General features: G+C 69.4%; 16 protein-coding genes and 1 pseudogene. 7 read left to right on the top strand and 10 right to left on the bottom strand.

The features are described 5' to 3' along the window. The first annotated feature begins 24 nt into the window (after positions 1–24). Positions 25–1,425 carry a GH1 family beta-glucosidase gene (locus tag ABZS64_RS20800; protein WP_355831453.1) on the top strand — a complete coding sequence of 467 codons (1,401 nt, stop codon included), beginning with the start codon at positions 25–27 and terminating at the stop codon, positions 1,423–1,425. On the opposite strand, the gene ABZS64_RS20805 is transcribed toward ABZS64_RS20800, so the two are convergent. Then, positions 1,397–2,272: an oxygenase MpaB family protein gene (locus ABZS64_RS20805; RefSeq protein WP_355831455.1), complete on the bottom strand. Its 876-nt coding sequence runs from the start codon at positions 2,270–2,272 to the stop codon at positions 1,397–1,399. The two genes, ABZS64_RS20800 and ABZS64_RS20805, sit on opposite strands and share 29 nt — an antisense overlap. A 17-nt stretch (positions 2,273–2,289) precedes the next feature. Beyond that, positions 2,290–3,191 (bottom strand): annotated as a pseudogene (locus ABZS64_RS20810) (ion transporter). A gap of 265 nt (positions 3,192–3,456) precedes the next feature. Here ABZS64_RS20810 and sph point away from each other — a divergent pair. The 4 genes from sph (at position 3,457) to ABZS64_RS20830 (ending at position 7,713) form a co-directional block, all read left to right on the top strand. Beyond that, entirely contained in the window at positions 3,457–4,440 is a 984-nt protein-coding gene (gene sph / locus ABZS64_RS20815) for a sphingomyelin phosphodiesterase (protein ID WP_355831457.1), read from the top strand. 84 nt (positions 4,441–4,524) lie between these two features. Then, complete coding sequence (locus ABZS64_RS20820) at positions 4,525–5,445, top strand: cation diffusion facilitator family transporter (protein WP_355831460.1); 921 nt, start codon at positions 4,525–4,527, stop codon at positions 5,443–5,445. A 150-nt stretch (positions 5,446–5,595) separates the two neighbouring features. Further along, entirely contained in the window at positions 5,596–6,663 is a 1,068-nt protein-coding gene (locus ABZS64_RS20825; protein ID WP_355831462.1) for a S1 family peptidase, read from the top strand. A 141-nt stretch (positions 6,664–6,804) separates the two neighbouring features. Beyond that, a complete protein-coding gene (locus ABZS64_RS20830; RefSeq protein ID WP_355831465.1) occupies positions 6,805–7,713 on the top strand; it encodes a nuclease in 909 nt (302 codons plus the stop codon). Positions 7,714–7,794: 81 nt separating this feature from the next. Here ABZS64_RS20830 and ABZS64_RS20835 read toward each other — a convergent pair whose 3' ends face one another. After that, the gene (locus ABZS64_RS20835; protein WP_355831467.1) at positions 7,795–8,274 is read right to left on the bottom strand and encodes a macro domain-containing protein; all 480 of its coding nucleotides are present in this window, start codon (positions 8,272–8,274) and stop codon (positions 7,795–7,797) included. Positions 8,275–8,391: 117 nt separating this feature from the next. On the opposite strand from ABZS64_RS20835, the gene ABZS64_RS20840 reads away from it, so the two are divergent. After that, positions 8,392–9,123, top strand: a complete 732-nt coding sequence (locus ABZS64_RS20840; protein WP_355831470.1) for a MerR family transcriptional regulator — start codon at positions 8,392–8,394, stop codon at positions 9,121–9,123. A gap of 21 nt (positions 9,124–9,144) precedes the next feature. Here ABZS64_RS20840 and ABZS64_RS20845 read toward each other — a convergent pair whose 3' ends face one another. The 5 genes from ABZS64_RS20845 to ABZS64_RS20865 all read right to left on the bottom strand — a co-directional run bounded on the left by ABZS64_RS20845 (position 9,145) and on the right by ABZS64_RS20865 (position 15,513). Beyond that, on the bottom strand, positions 9,145–11,319 hold the full coding sequence (locus tag ABZS64_RS20845) for a 3-hydroxyacyl-CoA dehydrogenase NAD-binding domain-containing protein (RefSeq protein ID WP_355831473.1): 2,175 nt from the start codon (positions 11,317–11,319) through the stop codon (positions 9,145–9,147). Positions 11,320–11,353: 34 nt separating this feature from the next. Continuing rightward, positions 11,354–12,568 (bottom strand): acetyl-CoA C-acetyltransferase, encoded by a 1,215-nt coding sequence (locus tag ABZS64_RS20850; protein ID WP_355831476.1) that lies wholly within the window; start codon positions 12,566–12,568, stop codon positions 11,354–11,356. 50 nt (positions 12,569–12,618) lie between these two features. Beyond that, the gene (locus ABZS64_RS20855) at positions 12,619–13,761 is read right to left on the bottom strand and encodes an acyl-CoA dehydrogenase family protein (protein ID WP_355831479.1); all 1,143 of its coding nucleotides are present in this window, start codon (positions 13,759–13,761) and stop codon (positions 12,619–12,621) included. Then, positions 13,758–14,888 (bottom strand): CaiB/BaiF CoA-transferase family protein, encoded by a 1,131-nt coding sequence (locus ABZS64_RS20860; protein ID WP_355831482.1) that lies wholly within the window; start codon positions 14,886–14,888, stop codon positions 13,758–13,760. The genes ABZS64_RS20855 and ABZS64_RS20860 overlap by 4 nt, the downstream gene beginning before the upstream one ends. A gap of 151 nt (positions 14,889–15,039) precedes the next feature. Beyond that, positions 15,040–15,513: a hypothetical protein gene (locus ABZS64_RS20865; protein WP_355831485.1), complete on the bottom strand. Its 474-nt coding sequence runs from the start codon at positions 15,511–15,513 to the stop codon at positions 15,040–15,042. 127 nt (positions 15,514–15,640) lie between these two features. Here ABZS64_RS20865 and ABZS64_RS20870 point away from each other — a divergent pair, with 127 nt between their 5' ends. After that, positions 15,641–16,840 (top strand): saccharopine dehydrogenase NADP-binding domain-containing protein, encoded by a 1,200-nt coding sequence (locus ABZS64_RS20870; RefSeq protein WP_355831488.1) that lies wholly within the window; start codon positions 15,641–15,643, stop codon positions 16,838–16,840. Positions 16,841–16,853: 13 nt separating this feature from the next. Here the strand turns inward: ABZS64_RS20870 and ABZS64_RS20875 are convergent, their stop codons facing one another. Both ABZS64_RS20875 and ABZS64_RS20880 read right to left on the bottom strand, forming a co-directional pair. After that, complete coding sequence (locus tag ABZS64_RS20875; RefSeq protein ID WP_355831491.1) at positions 16,854–16,991, bottom strand: hypothetical protein; 138 nt, start codon at positions 16,989–16,991, stop codon at positions 16,854–16,856. Positions 16,992–17,061: 70 nt separating this feature from the next. After that, a complete protein-coding gene (locus ABZS64_RS20880; protein WP_355831494.1) occupies positions 17,062–17,781 on the bottom strand; it encodes an endonuclease V in 720 nt (239 codons plus the stop codon). Between the last annotated feature and the right edge of the window lie 42 nt (positions 17,782–17,823).

Consider the following 17,823-nt stretch of genomic DNA (forward strand, 5'->3'; position numbering starts at 1 on the left):
CTCACTTCTGGGAGTTCTTTCCTCATGACCGCACTCGACGCACGCCCCGGGACAACGACGGAGCTCCGCTTCCCGGCCGGTTTCCGCTGGGGCACCGCCACCGCCGCGTACCAGATCGAGGGCGCCGCGACGGAGGACGGCCGTACCGCCTCGATCTGGGACACCTTCAGCCGCACACCCGGCAGGGTCCGCAACGGTGACACCGGAGACATCGCCGCCGACCACTACCACCGGATGCGCGAGGACGTCGCGCTGATGAAGCAACTCGGCGTCACCGACTACCGGTTCTCCGTCGCCTGGCCCAGGGTCCAGCCGACCGGGCGCGGTCCCGCCGTGCAGAAGGGCCTGGACTTCTACCGCCGGCTCACCGACGAGCTGCGCAACGCGGACATCCGGCCGGTCGCCACGCTCTACCACTGGGATCTCCCGCAGGAGCTGGAGGACGCGGGCGGCTGGCCGCAGCGCGAGACCGCGCAGCGGTTCGGCGACTACGCCGGGATCATGGCCGAGGCGCTCGGCGACCGCGTCGCGACCTGGACCACGCTCAACGAGCCGTGGTGCGCGGCGTTTCTCGGCTACGGCTCCGGGGTCCACGCACCGGGTCGCACCAGCGCGAGCGCCTCGCTGCGAGCCGCGCACCACTTCAATCTGGCGCACGGCTGGGCCGCACAGACCCTGCACGCCGCCCTGCCCGCGCGAACCGAGATCTCGCTGACGCTCAATCTGCACGCCGTGCGCCCGCTCACCGACGCCGAGGCCGACCTGGACGCCGCCCGCCGCATCGACGCGGTCGGCAACCGGATCTTCCTCGACCCGGTCTTCCACGGCCGCCTTCCGGAGGACCTGGTCCGCGACACGGCCAAGGTGACCGACTGGTCCTTCGTCCAGGACGGCGATCTGGACGTCATCTCCACGCCGATCGACTCACTGGGCATCAACTACTACTCCCCCACGGTCGTGGGCGCGGGTACCTCCGACTCGCCGTCGCCGTGGGCCGGCGCGGAGGAGCATGTGCGCTTCCTGCCTGCCCCCGGCCCGCGTACGGCGATGGACTGGCCGGTCGACGCGGACGGTCTGTACGAGCTGCTGATCCGGCTGCGTGACGACCTGCCGGGTGTGCCACTGGTGATCACCGAGAACGGGGCCGCGTACGACGACTACGCCGACCCGTCCGGCAATGTCCACGATCCGGAGCGGGTCGAGTATGTACGGACCCATCTCGCCGCGGTGCACCGGGCGATCGCCGACGGCGCCGATGTGCGCGGCTATTTCCTGTGGTCGCTGCTCGACAACTTCGAGTGGGCGTACGGCTACAGCAAGCGGTTCGGCATTGTGCATGTCGACTTCGCGACCCAGCGCCGCACGGTCAAGGACAGCGCCCGCTGGTACGCCGATGTCATCGCACGCGGCGGACTGACCGGCTGAGCCCGGCGGCCCGCCGTGCCTCACGCGCAAGCGGGAGGTAGCGCAGTCGCTCGGGGAGTACGGGAACCACGGCCCGTACGACCCGGGCGAATCTGCGCAGGGCACGCTCCTGCTGCGCGGTCCAGTCCAGACCGATCGCCTCGCGCGCGTCGGGCGGCATCAGCCCGATGGTGACGAAGCGGCGGAAGCGTACGAACGACGGAAGCAGCATCGGCCACAGCACCCCGAGCAGCACTCTGACGGGCAACGGCCCGCGGTCGGGCGGCGGCACGGTCACATCCAGGGCGATCAGTTCGCGTACGACGGCCGTTTCCTCCACCTCGTCGGCCAGCCTCTTGCGGTAGTACGGCCAGAACTCCTCGACCGTCTGCGGCATGTCCCGGTCGTCGATGCCGAGGATCCGGCCGACCTGAAGCCACTCGGCGTACAGCTGCCGCTCCTGCGTCTCGGTGAGCGGGCGCGCGAGGTAGCCCAGCGCGTGCTGGAAGACGGGGAAGCCGGTGGCGTGGACCCAGGAGTAGCACTCGGGGTCCAGCGCCCTATACGGGTGGCCGTGGATGTCCGTGCCCCGGATCGGCTTGTGGAGCTCCCGGAGCCTGCGCCCCTCCTCGGCCGCCGCGTCGCCTCCGTACACCCACAGCTGGAGCGAGCGCAGCGAGCGCTCGCCGCGGCCCCAGGGGTCGCTGCGGAAGACGGAGTACTCGTCGACGCCCGCGGCAACGGCAGGGTGGGCGACCTGAAGGGCGAGAGCCGGGGGCAGCATCAGCAGCTCGCGGATGTCGCCGACGACGGACCACAGCACTCCGCCGGGCGGCGGTGGTAGGGGATCTGCCACGGCCCCGGTCATGTTCACCATCGTAACTTTCAGGGGGCGGAGCGTGCCTTCTCGGGCTGGCCCGGGACCTGCGGAAGCAGCCGCTCCAGGTCCTCCAGACCCGCACGGGCGGCTGAGATGCGGTCCCTCAGTTCCTTGGAAACGGCCGGGTCGGGTTCCTCGATTTGTCCCTCCGCCGTGGGGAACCTGCGTGCCTCGTCGAGTTCCCGGGCCTGCGCGAGGGAGTCGATGACCACGCCGATCAGCAGATTGACGAGCAGGAACGAGCTGAGCAGCACATACGAGGCGTAGTAGGCGACCGACCACGGCGAGATCTGCAGCCCGGCGTAGACCGCGTCGCCGAGGCCGTCGAGCGTCATGAGCACGAACAGGGTGAGCGCGGCCCGGCCGAGGGAGCCGTAGTGCTGCGGGTCGTCGGCGGCGAAGCAGGCCCAGCCGAGCATCGCGTACATGTACAGCAGGAGAGTGCCGACCATCAGAAAGCTCACGGCCCCCGGAATGCTCTTGCCGATGGCGGTGATGATGATGCGCAGCTGGGGCAGGAACCGTGCCGTGCGGATGACCCGGGCCAGCCTCAGCAGCCGCAGGATGGTGGTGTTCTCGCTGAGGAACGGCAGGAACGCGCTGAGCACGACGGCCGTGTCGAAGAGGTTCCAGGGACTGCGGAAGAAGTCCCCCGGGCGGTCGGCATGGGCCGCGCCGCGCAGCAGGATCTCGACCGTGAACACGCCCAGCAGGGCGTGCTCCAGGAGTTTCAGATAGACCTCCCAGCGGTCGGCGAACCGGCGTACGTCTCGACTCCCAGCAGCAGCGCGTTGACCGCGATGGCGCCGACGGCCACGGCGGAGAACCAGTCCGCCTCCGTCAGCAGGCGGGCCCGCCGCGCCAGTTCCCGTCGTCGGTCGTACGAAACGCTTGTGCAGAGGCTCATCGAAATTCCCCACCTGGTGTGTCTCGGCGTGAACTCAGCAGCTTTGCGCACGCATATCCGTGGCGCGTGCGGCGCACACCCTGGAGTTCGACAAGCCCACCCGGAGGGGGACTCAGGCGCACACGTGTCGCGATCTCGGCGCGTGGGAGTTGGTGTGATCGTGCGGTTGTGGAAAGAAAGTAGGCACCTGGTCATTACCAGGAGGTAACTCTGGCTGATTTGATGTGCCGCGCCGGTCGTACCCCCCACCGAATTGGGAGTTCCTGTGCCGCACTCCGTGCTCCGCCGTATCCCTGGCGCAGCTCTGTCCACCGCGCTCGCCGCCGCCGTCCTCACCGGGACGGCGCCGGCGGCTTCCGCCGCCGATGCGGCAGCGACTCCGTCGCTGAAGGTGCTGACGTACAACACCTTCCTCTTCAGCAAGACGCTGTACCCCAACTGGGGCCAGGACCACCGGGCCTCCGCGATACCCGCGGCCTCGTTCTTCCAGGGCAAGGACGTTGTCGTGGTCCAGGAGGCCTTCGACAACTCCGCCTCGGACGCACTGAAGCAGAAGGCGGCCGCCCAGTACCCGTACCAGACCCCGGTGATGGGGCGGAGCAAGGACGGCTGGGACGCGACGGGCGGTTCGTACTCGGCCACCACCCCCGAGGACGGCGGCGTCGCGATCCTCAGCAAGTGGCCGATCGTGCGCAAAGAGCAGTACGTCTACAAGGACGCCTGCGGTGCCGACTGGTGGTCCAACAAAGGCTTCGTCTATGTCGTGCTGAACGTCAACGGGACGAAGGTGCATGTCGTGGGCACGCATGCGCAGTCCACCGACCCCGGCTGCGGCGCGGGCGAGGCGGCGCAGATGCGCAGCCTGCAGTTCAAGGCGATCGACGCGTTCCTCGACGGCAAGAACATCCCGGCGTCCGAACAGGTTCTGGTCGCGGGCGACTTCAATGTCGACTCGCGGACGCCGGAGTACAACACGATGCTCGCCGACGCCGGGCTCACCGGGGCGGACGCCCGCACCGGGCACCCGTACTCCTTCGACACAGCGCAGAACTCGATCGCGAACTACCGCTACCCGAACGACCCGCGCGAGGACCTCGACTACGTCCTGCACCGCACCGGGCACGCCAAGCCCGCCGGCTGGACCAATGAGGTGATCAAGGAGCAGAGCGCGCCCTGGTCGGTCTCCAGCTGGGGCACGACGTACACGTACACCAATCTCAGCGACCACTACCCCCTGATCGCGTACTGACCGTAGTCGCGAGCCCTTCGCAGCTGGTCAGAGGCCGCTTTTCGGCAATGGCTGCAAGGTAGTTGATGTGTCACGGTGGTGACCATGACAGGGCACGGGCACGTCCATGGTCACCACCATCACCATACGCACGACCGCATCGACGCGGCCCTCGAAGGGTCCGCGCAGGGGCTGCGGACGCTGTGGTTCTCCTTCGGTGTGCTCGCCGCCACGACCGCCGTCCAGGCGGTGATCGCGGCCGCGTCGGGCTCGGTGGCACTGCTCGGCGACACCGTGCACAACGCGGCCGACGCGCTCACCGCTCTGCCGCTCGGCCTCGCCTTTCTCCTCGGCAGGCGGGCGGCCACCCGGCGCTATACCTACGGCTTCGGGCGTGCCGAGGATCTGGCGGGCGTCTTCGTGGTCCTGGTGATCGCCGCGTCCGCGCTCTTCGCCGGGTACGAGGCGCTGCGGCGGCTGTTCGAGCCGCAGGAGGTCAGCCATCTGGGGGCAGTGGCCGCCGCCGCGCTGGTGGGCTGCGCGGGCAACGAGTGGGTGGCGAGAGCCCGGATCCGTACGGGCCGCAGGATCGGTTCGGCCGCGCTGGTGGCCGACGGACTGCACGCCCGCAGCGATGGATTCACCTCCCTGGCCGTACTGCTGGGCGCAGGCGGAGCGGCACTCGGATGGCGGTGGGCCGATCCGGTGACCGGGCTCGCGATCACCGGAGCGATCGCACTGGTGCTGCGCGGCGCGGCCCGTGAGATCTGGCACCGGCTGATGGACGCGGTGGACCCGGCGCTGGTCGACGAGGCCGAGCACGCGCTCTCGCATGTCGAGGGCGTACGGGCCGTGAGGGACGTGCGCATGCGCTGGCTCGGGCACGGGCTGCGGGCGGAGACCTCGATCGTGGTCGACCCCGCGCTGACAGTGATGCAGGCGCATAAGGTGGCGATGGCCGCCGAGCACGCCCTGTTGCACGGGGTCCGGCGGCTGACTGCGGCCACCGTTCAGATCCATCCCTGACCCCCCTTGCCGGGAGGGTGCTCCGGTGTACTCACACTCTTGTGTCCATGACAGGGCCATGTCACATTGAGTGGCACTCCGAACTGGTCCAGTCCACATCGCTCCTCGGCACATCCCCCACTGCGGACTCGTACGAAGGAGAAGCCCCCCATGAGACGCACGCTCCGCGCGCGCATCTGCCTTTCCGTCCTCATCGCCCTGCCTGCCGCCGGCCTGGGCTCGGGCACCGCCGGCGCCGCCACCCCGGAACCCGAACCGGGCGTCACCGCCTCCGCGACGCAGTACAGCGTCAACAGCAGCCTCGAACGCACCCTCGGCGACGACGACAGCGCCGGCTCCTATCTCGACGCCGCGACGGGCGAACTGGTCGTCACCGTCACCGACGAGGCCGCGGCCGACGAAGTACGGGCCGAGGGCGCACGTCCCAAGCTCGTCGAGCGCAGCACGGCACAGCTCCGCTCCGCCATGGACACCCTCGAAAACCGGGCCAAGATCACCGGCACGTCCTGGGGCATCGACCCCTCGACGAACCAGGTCGCGATCGAAGCCGACCAGTCGCTCACGCCGCGCTCGCTGGCCCAGCTCAGGCGGGTGGCCGCGGGGCTCGGCGACGCCGTGCGGATCAAGCGGGTGCCCGGCGCCTTCAAGAAGGAGGTGGCGGGCGGCGACGCGATCTACGGCGGCGGGTACCGCTGCTCGGCCGCCTTCAATGTCTCGAAGGGCACGGCCCGTTACTTCGTGACGGCCGGTCACTGCACCAACGCGGCCGCCACCTGGTCGGCCACGTCCGGCGGCCCGTCCATCGGCACCCGTGAGGGCACGAGCTTCCCGACGAACGACTATGGCATCGTCCGCTACTCGGGCGGCGCCCAGCCCGCCGGGAACGTGAACCTGTACAACGGCAGCTACCAGGACATCACGTCCGCGGCCGACGCCATCGTCGGCCAGGCCATCAAGAAGAGCGGCTCCACGACCCACGTCACCAGCGGCACGGTCACCGCCGTGAACGTGACCGTGAACTACGGCGACGGGCCCGTCTACAACATGGTCCGCACCACCGCGTGTTCGGCCGGCGGCGACAGCGGCGGCGCGCACTTCGCCGGTTCCACGGCCCTGGGCATCCACTCGGGCAGCTCCGGCTGCACCGGCACCAACGGCTCGGCGATCCACCAGCCGGTGCGGGAGGCGCTCAGCGCGTACGGCGTGAACGTGTACTGATCCGGGCTCATACGTCGGGGGCGTGCCCCCTGGGGCACGCCCCCGACACAGTTGCCCCAAGCTCCTTTCGAGCTGGCTGGGTTGCGGGCGCTGGACGACGGCGCAATCCTGGCGAAGCAGCCCTTCGGAGGGAGATTCGTCGTGATCGATCCCGTACAGGTCCTGTGGTCACCGGCAGGTGCCACCATGCCATCGCTGGGCGCCCAGCCCCTCGTCGACGTGCACGACGGCGACACTCCGAACATGCGGATGCCGATCCGTATGCTCTCCGTCGACACGCCGGAGGTCACGGCCGTAACCGCGCAGCGGGCAGCGAAGGTCGACCAGGAATTCGCGCAGCTGGCGACGTGGATCCGGCAGGGCATCGCACCGATCTCCGCCGGGCTCGCCGAATTCCTTCTGCCGAAACTCGAAACGGGCAAGGCAGGAAGCCTTCAGTTCGAGCAGGGCACCGCCGCGGCCGCCTTCAACACGCAGAACATCCTCACCCGGCTGGCCCTGCCCAAGAACAAACAGCGGAGACTGTTCATCCGCACCGCCGACAGCCCGTTTGACACCAATCACCGGCTGCTGGCCTACATAGCTCCCAGCTTCACGGCGAAGGAACTGGCCACCCTGCCCCGGGAACAGCGGTCGACGTTCAACCTCGACCTGATCGCCTCCGGCTGGGCGGCGACGTTCATCATCTACCCGTCCATTCCGGGCGAGCTCGACCTTCCGCTCCTGCTGAGCGCGGCCGAGAAGGCGGTGGCGGATGAGAGCGGCATCTGGGCGGACTCCGACACGCTGCTTGGCTACGAATACCGGATGGTGGAGAAACTCCACACGGTGACGAAGAAGAAGGCCGACGGCGTTCAGTTGAAGCCGGGCGAGGCGTTCTCCTGGCGGGAGCGGTATTGCGTGGACATGCGCGACCGGATCCTTCACGGCCCGGAGGACTACTTCCGCGTCGATCCCGTCTACCGGCTGTGGCTGTGGCAGAAGGACGTCAACGAGGCAGTGAGCCGGCTCAACCTGACGCCGTCGGCGAGGCTCGTGAGCGTCGAATAGCCGGGCCACAAGGGAGCCTGCTGCTGGGGCAGTTCGGCCCGGGGCGCTTGCTCATGCCGACAACCCGGCACGGCGCCCTGCTCAGCCCTCGTAATCGTACACCGTGACCTGTATCCCCCGGCCAGTCAGCCGCTCGGCTATCAGCGGCTCGATACGCGACCACTTTCCGCCCGCCAGTCCGCAGCCGATGCGCGGCATATGGACCGAGGCTCCCAGCTCGGCGGCCTTCTCGGCGAGCGCGCCGAGGGCCGCGTCGATCGCCTCGTAGCGCACCGGGACCCCCTTGCTGCCGGTCCGCATCCCCCGCTGCCCCACCATGTTCGCCACCCACAGATACCGTCCCACCTGGACGTACTGAACGGCGCCGAGCCCGAAGTCATTGGCCGACCGCTCCCGGTGCCAACGGCGGTACGCCGCTTCGGGCTCAGGCCAGCGGCGGGATATCGCGAGCACGAAGCCCTTTCCCCAACCGCCCAGGTCGTTGCAGACATGCGCGATCACCTTGACCCCCTTGCCCTGCGGCGCGGTGGCGTCCCCCCGTACATATTCGATCTCGAACATGCATTCACTGTACGGACCGCCAGTGACAATCAGTCTTCGCTGTACATCGTCTTTCACAACAGTGGTGAGACAGCAATACTGTTGCACCGGATTGATGCGCGGAAGGCGAGGCAGATCATGGCTACCGAGACCGAGGAGCCGACGCTCACCGTCGATGAGCTGGCCGCGCGGGCCGGGGTGACCGTGCGGACCATTCGGTTCTACAGCACGCGCGGGCTGCTGCCTCCCCCCGCCATCGGGCCCCGTCGCGTCGGGCACTACGGGCCGGAGCATCTGTCCCGGCTGGCCCTCATCGAGGAGCTTCAGCACCAGGGCATGACGCTCGCCGCGATCGAGCGGTATCTGGAGCAGCTGCCGGCCGATCTGAGCGCGCACGATCTCGCCATCCACCGTGCGCTCGTGGCCTCCTGGGCGCCGGACTCGGCCGAGGAGGCGACCCGGGCCGAGCTGGAGCGCCGCGCGGGGCGGGCGCTCGCCGACGAGGACATCGACCGGCTCGCCGCCATGGGGGTGCTGGAGGGCGCCGACGCGCACGGCACGTACCGGCTCGACCCGGGGCTGTTGCGGCTCGGTGTGCAGTTGCTTGACGTACCCATCGCGCACGAGACGATCCTCGCCGCCCGTACCGTCCTGCTGGAGCACACCCGCTCGGCAGCCCACGAGCTCACCCGGCTGTTCCGGGACGAGGTGTGGAACCCGTACCGGGAGCGGGAGTCGGACCCCGAGCATGTGGCCGCGATGAAGTCGCTGTCCGCCCATATGCAGCCAATGGTCGTGCAGGCCCTGGTCACCGCCTTCCAGCGGTCGCTCAGGGAGGAGCTGCGGGCCGCGTTCAGCCAGGAGAGCTGACCGCGGCCCGCCGGCACCGCGTCACGCGTCGGTGAAGACCTCGCCGCGCTCGGCCTTCTCGACGAGCAGCGCGGGCGGGTCGAACCGCTCGCCGTAACGCTCGGCCAGTTCACGGGCCCGCGCCACGAAGCCGGGCAGTCCGCCCTCGTAGCCGTTGATGTACTGGAGTACACCGCCCGTCCAGGCAGGGAAGCCGATACCCATGATGGAGCCGATGTTGGCGTCGGCGACCGACGTCAGCACCTTCTCCTCGAGGCAGCGGACGGAGTCCAGGGCCTCGGAGAAGAGCATCCGCTCCTTCATGTCGGTGAACGGCACGTCCACGTCCGTCTTCGCGAAGTGCTCGCGCAGCCCCGGCCACAGCCCGGCCCGCTTGCCGTCGTCGCCGTACTCGTAGAAGCCCGCCCCACCGCTGCGGCCCGTACGCCCGAACTCGTCGACCATCCGGTCGATCACCGCGTCCGACGGGTGCCCGGCCCAGGTACCGCCGGCCTCCTCTACCGCGCGCCGCGTCTCGTTGCGGATCTTGCGCGGCAGCGTCAGCGTCAGCTCGTCCATCAGCGAGAGCACCTTGGCCGGGTAGCCGGCCTGCGCGGCGGCCTGCTCGATCGACACGGGGTTGACGCCCTCGCCGACCATCGCCACACCCTCGTTGATGAACTGCCCGATCACGCGCGAGGTGAAGAAGCCGCGCGAGTCGTTGACCACGATCGGGGTCTTGTTGATCTGGCGGACCAGGTCGAAGGCGCGGGCCAGCGCCTCCTCCCCGGTGCGCTCGCCCTTGATGATCTCGACAAGCGGCATCTTGTCGACGGGCGAGAAGAAGTGCAGCCCGATGAAGTCGGCGGGCCGCGAGACCCCTTCGGCGAGCTGCGTGATGGGCAGGGTGGAGGTGTTGGAGCAGAGCAGCGCGTCCGGCTCGATGACGTCCTGGATCTCCTGGAACACCTTGTGCTTGAGCGAGGTGTCCTCGAAGACGGCCTCGATCACGGCGTCGCAGCCCGCGAGATCGGCGGGCTCGGCTGTCGGCGTGATGAGGGCGAGGAGCGCGTCGCGCTTGGCCTCGGTGGTCCGGCGCCGGGAGAGCGCCTTGTCGAGCAGCTTCTCGGAGTACGCCTTGCCCTTCTGGGCGGCCTCGGCGGTCACGTCCTTGAGGACGACCTCGATACCGGCGCGGGCGCAGGAGTACGCGATGCCCGCGCCCATCATCCCGGCACCGAGGACGGCGACCTTGCGGACCGGTCGCGGTTCGATGCCCTTGGGGCGGTTGGCACCGGAGTTGACGGCCTGGAGGTCGAAGAAGAAGGCCTGGATCATGTTCTTGGCGATCTGCCCGGTGACCAGCTCGGTGAAGTACCGGGCCTCGATGGTCAGCGCGGTCTCGAAGTCGACCTGGGAGCCTTCGACGGCCGCCGCGAGAATATTGCGCGGCGCCGGGTACGGGGCGCCCGCCGTCTGCTTCTTCAGATTCGCGGGGAAGGCCGGGAGGTTCGCGGCGAAGCGCGGGTTGGACGGGGTGCCGCCGGGGATCTTGTAGCCCTTGACGTCCCAGGGCTGCTGGGACTCGGGGTTGGCGTCGATGAAGGCCCGCGCCTTGGCCATCATCTCGTCGCTCGTGGTGGCGACTTCGTGGACCAGGCCGTTCTCCAGGGCGCGCTGCGGGTTGTACTGCGTCCCCTGAAGGAGCACCTTCAGCAGCGCGTCGGCAATGCCCATCAGCCGTACGGTACGGGTGACACCGCCGCCCGCCGGCAGCAGACCGAGCGTCACCTCGGGCAGGCCGATCTTGGAGCCGGGCGCGTCGAGCGCGATCCGGTGGTGGCTGGCGAGCGCGATCTCGTAACCGCCGCCCAGCGCCGCCCCGTTGATGGCTGCGACGACCGGCTTGCCCAGGGTCTCGATACGGCGCAGGGAGTTCTTGATGGCCGTACCGGTGTCGAAGGCGAGCTGGGCGTCCTCGGGCCGGAGCCTGATCATGTCCTTGAGGTCGCCGCCCGCGAAGAAGGTCTTCTTGGCGGAGGTGTAGATGATGCCGCGGATGGAGTCCTTCTCGGCCTCGGCGCGGTCGGCGATCGCCGCGATCGACTCCTTGAAGGCCTGGTTCATGGTGTTGGCGGACTGGTTGGGATCGTCGAGGACGAGGGTGACGACACCGGTCTCGTCCTGTTCCCAGCGGATGGTGGTGCTCTCGCTCATTACTGTTTCTCCGTAAGGGGGTTGGACGGGACGGTCAGAGGCGTTCGACGACGGTGGCGATGCCCATGCCGCCGCCCACGCAGAGCGTGACGAGGCCGTACCGCTTGTCCTGGCGCTCCAGTTCGTCGATGACTGTGCCCAGGATCATCGCGCCCGTCGCACCGAGCGGGTGGCCGAGCGCGATCGCGCCGCCGTTGACGTTGATCTTGTCCAGCGGGAGGTCCAGATCGCGGGCGAAGCGCAGCACGACGCCGGCGAACGCCTCGTTGATCTCGACGAGATCGATGTCGTCGATCGTCAGTCCGGCCTTGGCGAGCGCCTTGCGGGTGGCCGGCGCGGGGCCGGTGAGCATGATGGTCGGCTCGGAACCGGAGACCGCGGCCGAAACGATCCGGGCGCGCGGGGTCAGGCCGTACCGCTCGCCGACCTCCTTCGTACCGATCGCGACGAGGGCCGCTCCGTCGACGATGCCGGAGGAGTTGCCCGCGTGGTGGACGTGGTCGATCTTCTCCACCCAGTGGTACTTCTGCAGCGCCACGGCGTCGAAGCCGCCCATGTCGCCGATGCCCGCGAAGGAGGGCTTGAGCGCGGCAAGGGAGTCCGCGGTGGTGCCGGGGCGCATGTGCTCGTCGTGGTCGAGGACTACGAGGCCGTTGCGGTCGCGCACGGGGACGACGGAACGATCGAAGCGGCCGTCCTTCCAGGCCGCGGCGGCACGCTCCTGGGAGAGCGCGGCGTACTCGTCGACGTCGCGGCGGGAGAAGCCCTCGATGGTGGCGATCAGGTCGGCGCCGATGCCCTGCGGGACGAATCCGGTGTCGTAGTTGGTCATCGGGTCGGCGAACCAGGCGCCGCCGTCGGAGGCCATCGGCACCCGCGACATCGACTCGACGCCACCGGCGAGGACCAGGTCCTCCCAGCCCGAACGGACCTTCATCGCCGCCATGTTGACGGCTTCGAGACCCGAGGCACAGAAGCGGTTCTCCTGTACGCCGGCGACGGTGTCGGGCAGTCCGGCGGCGATGGCCGCGATCCGCGCGATGTCGGAGCCCTGGTCACCGACCGGTCCCACGACTCCGAGCACGATGTCGTCGACGGCCGCCGGGTCGAGGCCGGGGAAACGGCTGCGGAGTTCATGGATCAGGCCGACGACGAGATCGATCGGCTTGGTGCCGTGCAGGGCGCCATTGGCCTTGCCGCGCCCGCGCGGGGTGCGGATCGCGTCGTACACATACGCTTCGGTACTCAAGACAGCAGCCTTTCGAGGGTTACGTAATGTCGAGGGTTACGTAATGAGGGTCAGTCGAGAAGAGAACGGCCGATGATTTCCTTCATGATCTCGGTCGTACCGCCGTAGATCGTCTGGATACGGCCGTCCGTGAAGGCCCTGGCGACGCGGTATTCGGTCATATAGCCGTAGCCGCCGTGCAGTTGGAGACAGCGGTCGGCGACCCGCTTCTGGAGTTCGGTGGCCCACCACTTGGCCATCGAGGCATGGACCGCGTCGAGTTCCCCGTTCGAGTGATCCACGATGCAGCGGTCGAGGAAGGTACGGGTGACGGCGCATTCGGTGGCCATTTCGGCGATCTCGAAGCGGATGTGCTGAAGCCTGGAGAGCGGCCGCCCGAATGCCTCGCGCTCCTTGACGTACTGCATGGTGATCTCAAGCAGATATTCGGCGGCGGCGATTCCGGCAACCGCGATGCCCATCCGCTCCTGCGCGAGATTGGTCATCAGATGAATGAAGCCGCCGCCCAGCTCGCCGAGCAGATTCTCCTTGGGGACGCGTACGTCGTTGAAGAACAGCTCTGCCGTGTCCTGGGACTTCTGGCCGATCTTGTCGAGATTGCGGCCGCGCTCGAAGCCTTCCGTGCCGCGCTCGACGACCAGCAGCGAGAGGCCCTTGGCTCCGCCCTCGGGGGTGGTCTTGGCGACGACGATCACCAGGTCGGCGAGGATTCCGTTGGAGATGAAGGTCTTGGAGCCGTTGAGGATCCAGTGGTCGCCGCGGTCCTCGGCGCTGGTGCGGATGCCCTGGAGATCGGAGCCCGCGCCCGGTTCGGTCATCGCGATGGCGGTGATGATCTCGCCACTGCAGAATCCGGGCAGCCAGCGCCGCTTCTGCTCCTCGGTGGCGAGGCCGGTGAGGTAGGGGCCGATGATGTCGTTGTGCAGTCCGAGCGCGAGTCCGGCCGCGCCCGCGCGGGTGAACTCCTCGGCCAGGACAGCGCTGTAGCGGAAGTCGGCGTTCCCGCCGCCTCCGTACTCCTCGGGCACGGCGAGACCGAGCAGCCCCTGCCTGCCCGCGGCCAGCCAGGCTTCGCGGCTGACGATGCCGTCCTTCTCCCACTGCTCGTAGTGCGGAAGGACCTCCTTGGCGAGGAAGGTGCGGACGGTCTCGCGGAAGGCGTCGTGCTCGGCGGTGAAGATCTCGCGCTTCAACAGTCCTCCTTGGTGAGCCCGGGCAGGTCCCAGTCGCGGGCCACCTCGGCGGTGTCGGCGCCCGGCTGGGCGGGTCCCCGGTGCACGGAGCCGGGCGTGGCGGAGAAGCGGGGCGCAGGCGCGGGCTGGGTGATTCCGCCGTGGTCGACAAAGGTTCCGCGAGCTGCGAGATGGGGGTGCGAGGGGGCTTCGCGCAGGGAGAGCACCGGTGCGACGCAGGCGTCCGAGCCCTCGAAGACCGCGGTCCACTCGTCCCGGGTCTTCGTCCTGAACCGGGCGGCGACGGCGGCGCGCAGTTCGCCCCAGCGGGCGAAGTCCTTACGGGCCGGGGCCTCGTCCCTGATGCCGAGCAGCTCGATGAACTCGTTGTAGAACTGCTGCTCCAGCGCCCCGACCGCCATGTACTGGCCGTCGGCGGTCTCGTAATTTCCGTAGAAGGGGCAGCCGCCGTCGAGCAGGTTCGCCCCGCGCCGGTCCTGCCAGCCGCCGGCCGCCATCATTCCGTGGATCATCGTGGCGAGGTGGGCGGCGCCGTCGACGATGGCCGCGTCCACGACCTGGCCGGTTCCGCCGTCGGTCCGCGCGTGTTGCAGGGCCGCCAGGACGCCGACGACGAGATAGAGCGAGCCGCCCGCATAGTCGCCGACCAGATTGGCCGGGACGGCCGGCGGCTCGTCGGGCTTGCCGATCATGCCGAGGGTTCCGGTGACGGCGATGTACGCGATGTCGTGCCCGGCACGCTGGGCGAGTGGTCCTTCCTGGCCCCAGCCGGTCATCCGCCCGTACACGAGACGTGGATTGCGCTCCAGGCACTCCTGCGGTCCGACGCCGAGCCGCTCGGCGACACCGGGGCGGTAGCCCTCGATCAGCACATCGGCCCGCTCGACGAGGTCGAGGACCTGGCCGGGGCCGTGGGGCGCCTTGAGGTCGATCAGCACGGAGCGTTTGTTGCGGTTGGTGAGGTCGTACTCCGGATCGATCGCGAGCCCCGCGCCGCCGGGCCGGTCGACCCGTACGACGTCGGCGCCGAGATCGGCCAGGAGCATGGCGGCGAACGGACCGGGCCCGATGCCCGCCAGTTCGACCACACGCACCCCGGCGAGCGGGCCGTTCCCCATGGCTGCCATCAAGCCCCCAGCGCTGCACTGTGACACAACTGATGTAACACCAGCGATGGTAAGAACACGTTCCACCCGACACAAGGGTCTGGGCCGAGCAAGCGCTTAGAATCGGCCGCAGCTTACACGCGAATTCCGACCGAAATCATGCCTTTCCGACCTATGCCGCCGGGGTAGGCGGGTCGTTCAGCGCGCCGGGGGCGCGTCCGGCCTTCGCCTGCCCCGCCGCCGCCTTGATGGCCTTCGCGACCTCTTCGGCGCGCGAAAGTGCGGGAGCCAGCCAGTGATACGTGCCGACCGCCATGGCTCTGGTTCTGGAGCCGTCCGTCAGCCGGATCTCCACCGAGGCACGCCCGGGCGCGGCGGAGGCGACCTCCGTCAGGGGAATGTGCCGGTCGGCGACCAGATTGCGGACCACGACCTCGCTGTCGGTCAGGGACACCCGGCGGTTGAGGGCGAGCAGCAGCAGATAGGCGGAGCACGCGATGACCACCCCCGCCATGCCGTAGAGCTGGCCCGTGTTCTCCTCGGCGGTGGCGGCGAGCGCAATGAGAGCCGCCCCCGCGACGAGCCCGCACACGGCGAGCGCGGTGTGGAACCACCGCAACAGGCGGTGGGGACGCCATGTACGCATGTCTTCACGCTAGATCCGGCCACGGGGCCCGGCATGTTACCGATGGGAAACGCATCTTCTTCCCAGGCCCTTTCGCACGCTAGCCTCAGCCACCGACATGACCGCGGGGGCAACGGCGGAGGGGCCATTGAACAGGCAGAACGGGACCGATCGCGCACAGCGCCCGTACGACATCGTGCTCTTCGGGGCGACGGGGTTCGTCGGCGTGCTCACCGCGGAGTACCTCGCGGCGCACGCGCCCGAAGGATGCCGCTGGGCCGTCGCGGGCCGCAGCCGGCAGAAGCTGGAGCAGCTGCGCGAGCGTCTTTCCGCCAAGCACCCCGGCTGCGCCGAGCTGCCGCTGATCGAGGCGGACGTGGACGATCCCGACGCACTTCGCCAACTCGCCGAGTCCGCCCGCGTGGTGGCCACGACGGTAGGCCCCTATCTCCTGTACGGCGAGGCGCTGGTCGCCGCCTGCGCGGAGGCCGGTACCGACTATGTCGACCTGACCGGCGAGCCCGAGTTCGTGGACCTGATGTACGTACGCCATGACGCGCGGGCCAGGGAGACCGGGGCCCGGCTCATCCACGCCTGCGGCTTCGACTCCGTACCGCACGACCTAGGCGCGTACTTCACCGTCCAGCAGCTTCCCGAGGACGTGCCGCTGCGCGTCGACGGGTTCGTACGCTCCAACGCCACCTTCTCCGGCGGAACTCTCGCCTCCGCGCTGAACGCCATGGGCCGCGGCCGGCAGATGCTGCACGCCGCGCACGAGCGGCGGCTGCACGAGCCACGGCTCGTGGGACGGCGAGCCCGGGCCCCGCTGGGCGGACCGCGGTTCAGCCGCGAGACCGGCGCCTGGGCGCTGCCGCTGCCGACGATCGACGCGCAGGTCATCGCGCGCTCGGCACGGTCGCTGAAGCGGTACGGACCGGACTTCCGCTACCGGCACTATGCGGGCGTCCGCACCCTGCCGATGGCTGCGGGCGGTGTGGCGGCCGTGGGTACGCTCCTGGCGCTGGCCCAACTGCCGTCCGCCCGGCGCTGGTTGTCGGAGCGAGTCAAGCCGGGCGAGGGTCCGGACGAGCGGCGCAGGGCGAAGAGCTGGTTCTCGGTACGTTTCGTGGGCGAGGGCGGTGGCCGCACGGTGTTCACGGAGGTGTCGGGCGGCGATCCGGGCTACGACGAGACGGCGAAGATCCTCGCCGAGTCCGCGCTGTGCCTGGCCTACGACCAACTGCCCCACACCTCGGGGCAGGTGACCACAGTGGTGGCCATGGGCGATGCGCTGCTGGAGCGGCTTCAAATGGCGGGCATCCGCTTCCGGGTGGCCGCCACCCGCTGAGACCGGCAGCCGGTCAGCCGGTCAGCGCCGTGTAGACCATCGAACCCACCCAGGCGAATCCCGCGAGAGCGGCGAGGATGAGCACCGCTGTGACGATGCGCTCCACGGGGTGGGTGGTCTCGGTGGCGCGGTGCGTCGTGTGTGAAGTCATGCGAGGGAGCCTGCCGATCACGGCTTGCTCCCGGCATCCGCTCGGATACTCAGATCCCGGCGCCGGGTACCTAGGTACGCCCCAGGCATCTAGGCCCTCGGGCGGTGATCTCGGCAAGGGCGCGCCGGCAGAGCTGGTCGGCGCGCCGGGTGGATTCGGGCAGCCGGTAGCGGGACGCGAGGTGGAGGGTGTGCGCGCAGGCGTTGTCGAGTGTCGTGCGGTGGCCGACCGAGACGAAGACCGGCTTGACGCCGTCCTGCGTGCGCAGCGCGCGGCCGACCTCCTCGCCGTCGTCGGCGCGCAGGGCCGCGAAGTCGCCTCGCCGCGGCCCGAGTTCGCCGTAGCTGAAGACGAAGGGGTTCTTGGCGACGCCGATCACCGGCAGCCCGGTCAGCACACCGAGATGCGCGGCGAGCCCGAAACGGCGGGGATGCGCGAGGCCGTAGCCGTCGCAGACGACAAGGCCGGGGCCCGCGGTGAGGGATTGAAGGACGGCGAGCACGGTCGGGATTTCCCGGAAGGCCAGCAGCCCGGGGACGTACGGGAAGGCGACCCGCCCGACGGCCGTGGCCTCCTCGACGACTGTGAGCGTCGCCGCGTCCAGGACGACGGCGGCCGCGGCCACGAGGTCGCGCTCGTCGTCGTAGGCGACATCGACACCCGTCACCAGGCCGGTGGCGGGCGGCGGCCCCAGCTCGTCCAGGACGACGCGCGTACGCAGTTCGTCCTGGACGGCCAGGGCCGCGGCCTCGTCGGCGGGCCAGTCGGGGGGCGTATCGATGATCGTCATGGTGAGGCCCACCCTACGACCCGGACGGCTAGGTCCTGTCCG

The organism is Streptomyces sp. NPDC005408, from assembly GCF_040606445.1.
Classification (GTDB): domain Bacteria; phylum Actinomycetota; class Actinomycetes; order Streptomycetales; family Streptomycetaceae; genus Streptomyces.

What these genes read in the sequence shown, in the direction of transcription:
- ABZS64_RS20800 (WP_355831453.1), top strand. Translation starts at nt 25, where the DNA reads ATGACCGCACTCGACGCACGCCCCGGGACAACGACGGAGCTCCGCTTC.
- ABZS64_RS20805 (WP_355831455.1), bottom strand. Translation starts at nt 2,272, where the DNA reads ATGACCGGGGCCGTGGCAGATCCCCTACCACCGCCGCCCGGCGGAGTG.
- ABZS64_RS20820 (WP_355831460.1), top strand. Translation starts at nt 4,525, where the DNA reads ATGACAGGGCACGGGCACGTCCATGGTCACCACCATCACCATACGCAC.
- ABZS64_RS20825 (WP_355831462.1), top strand. Translation starts at nt 5,596, where the DNA reads ATGAGACGCACGCTCCGCGCGCGCATCTGCCTTTCCGTCCTCATCGCC.
- ABZS64_RS20835 (WP_355831467.1), bottom strand. Translation starts at nt 8,274, where the DNA reads ATGTTCGAGATCGAATATGTACGGGGGGACGCCACCGCGCCGCAGGGC.
- ABZS64_RS20840 (WP_355831470.1), top strand. Translation starts at nt 8,392, where the DNA reads ATGGCTACCGAGACCGAGGAGCCGACGCTCACCGTCGATGAGCTGGCC.
- ABZS64_RS20845 (WP_355831473.1), bottom strand. Translation starts at nt 11,319, where the DNA reads ATGAGCGAGAGCACCACCATCCGCTGGGAACAGGACGAGACCGGTGTC.
- ABZS64_RS20860 (WP_355831482.1), bottom strand. Translation starts at nt 14,888, where the DNA reads ATGGCAGCCATGGGGAACGGCCCGCTCGCCGGGGTGCGTGTGGTCGAA.
- ABZS64_RS20865 (WP_355831485.1), bottom strand. Translation starts at nt 15,513, where the DNA reads ATGCGTACATGGCGTCCCCACCGCCTGTTGCGGTGGTTCCACACCGCG.
- ABZS64_RS20875 (WP_355831491.1), bottom strand. Translation starts at nt 16,991, where the DNA reads ATGACTTCACACACGACGCACCGCGCCACCGAGACCACCCACCCCGTG.
- ABZS64_RS20880 (WP_355831494.1), bottom strand. Translation starts at nt 17,781, where the DNA reads ATGACGATCATCGATACGCCCCCCGACTGGCCCGCCGACGAGGCCGCG.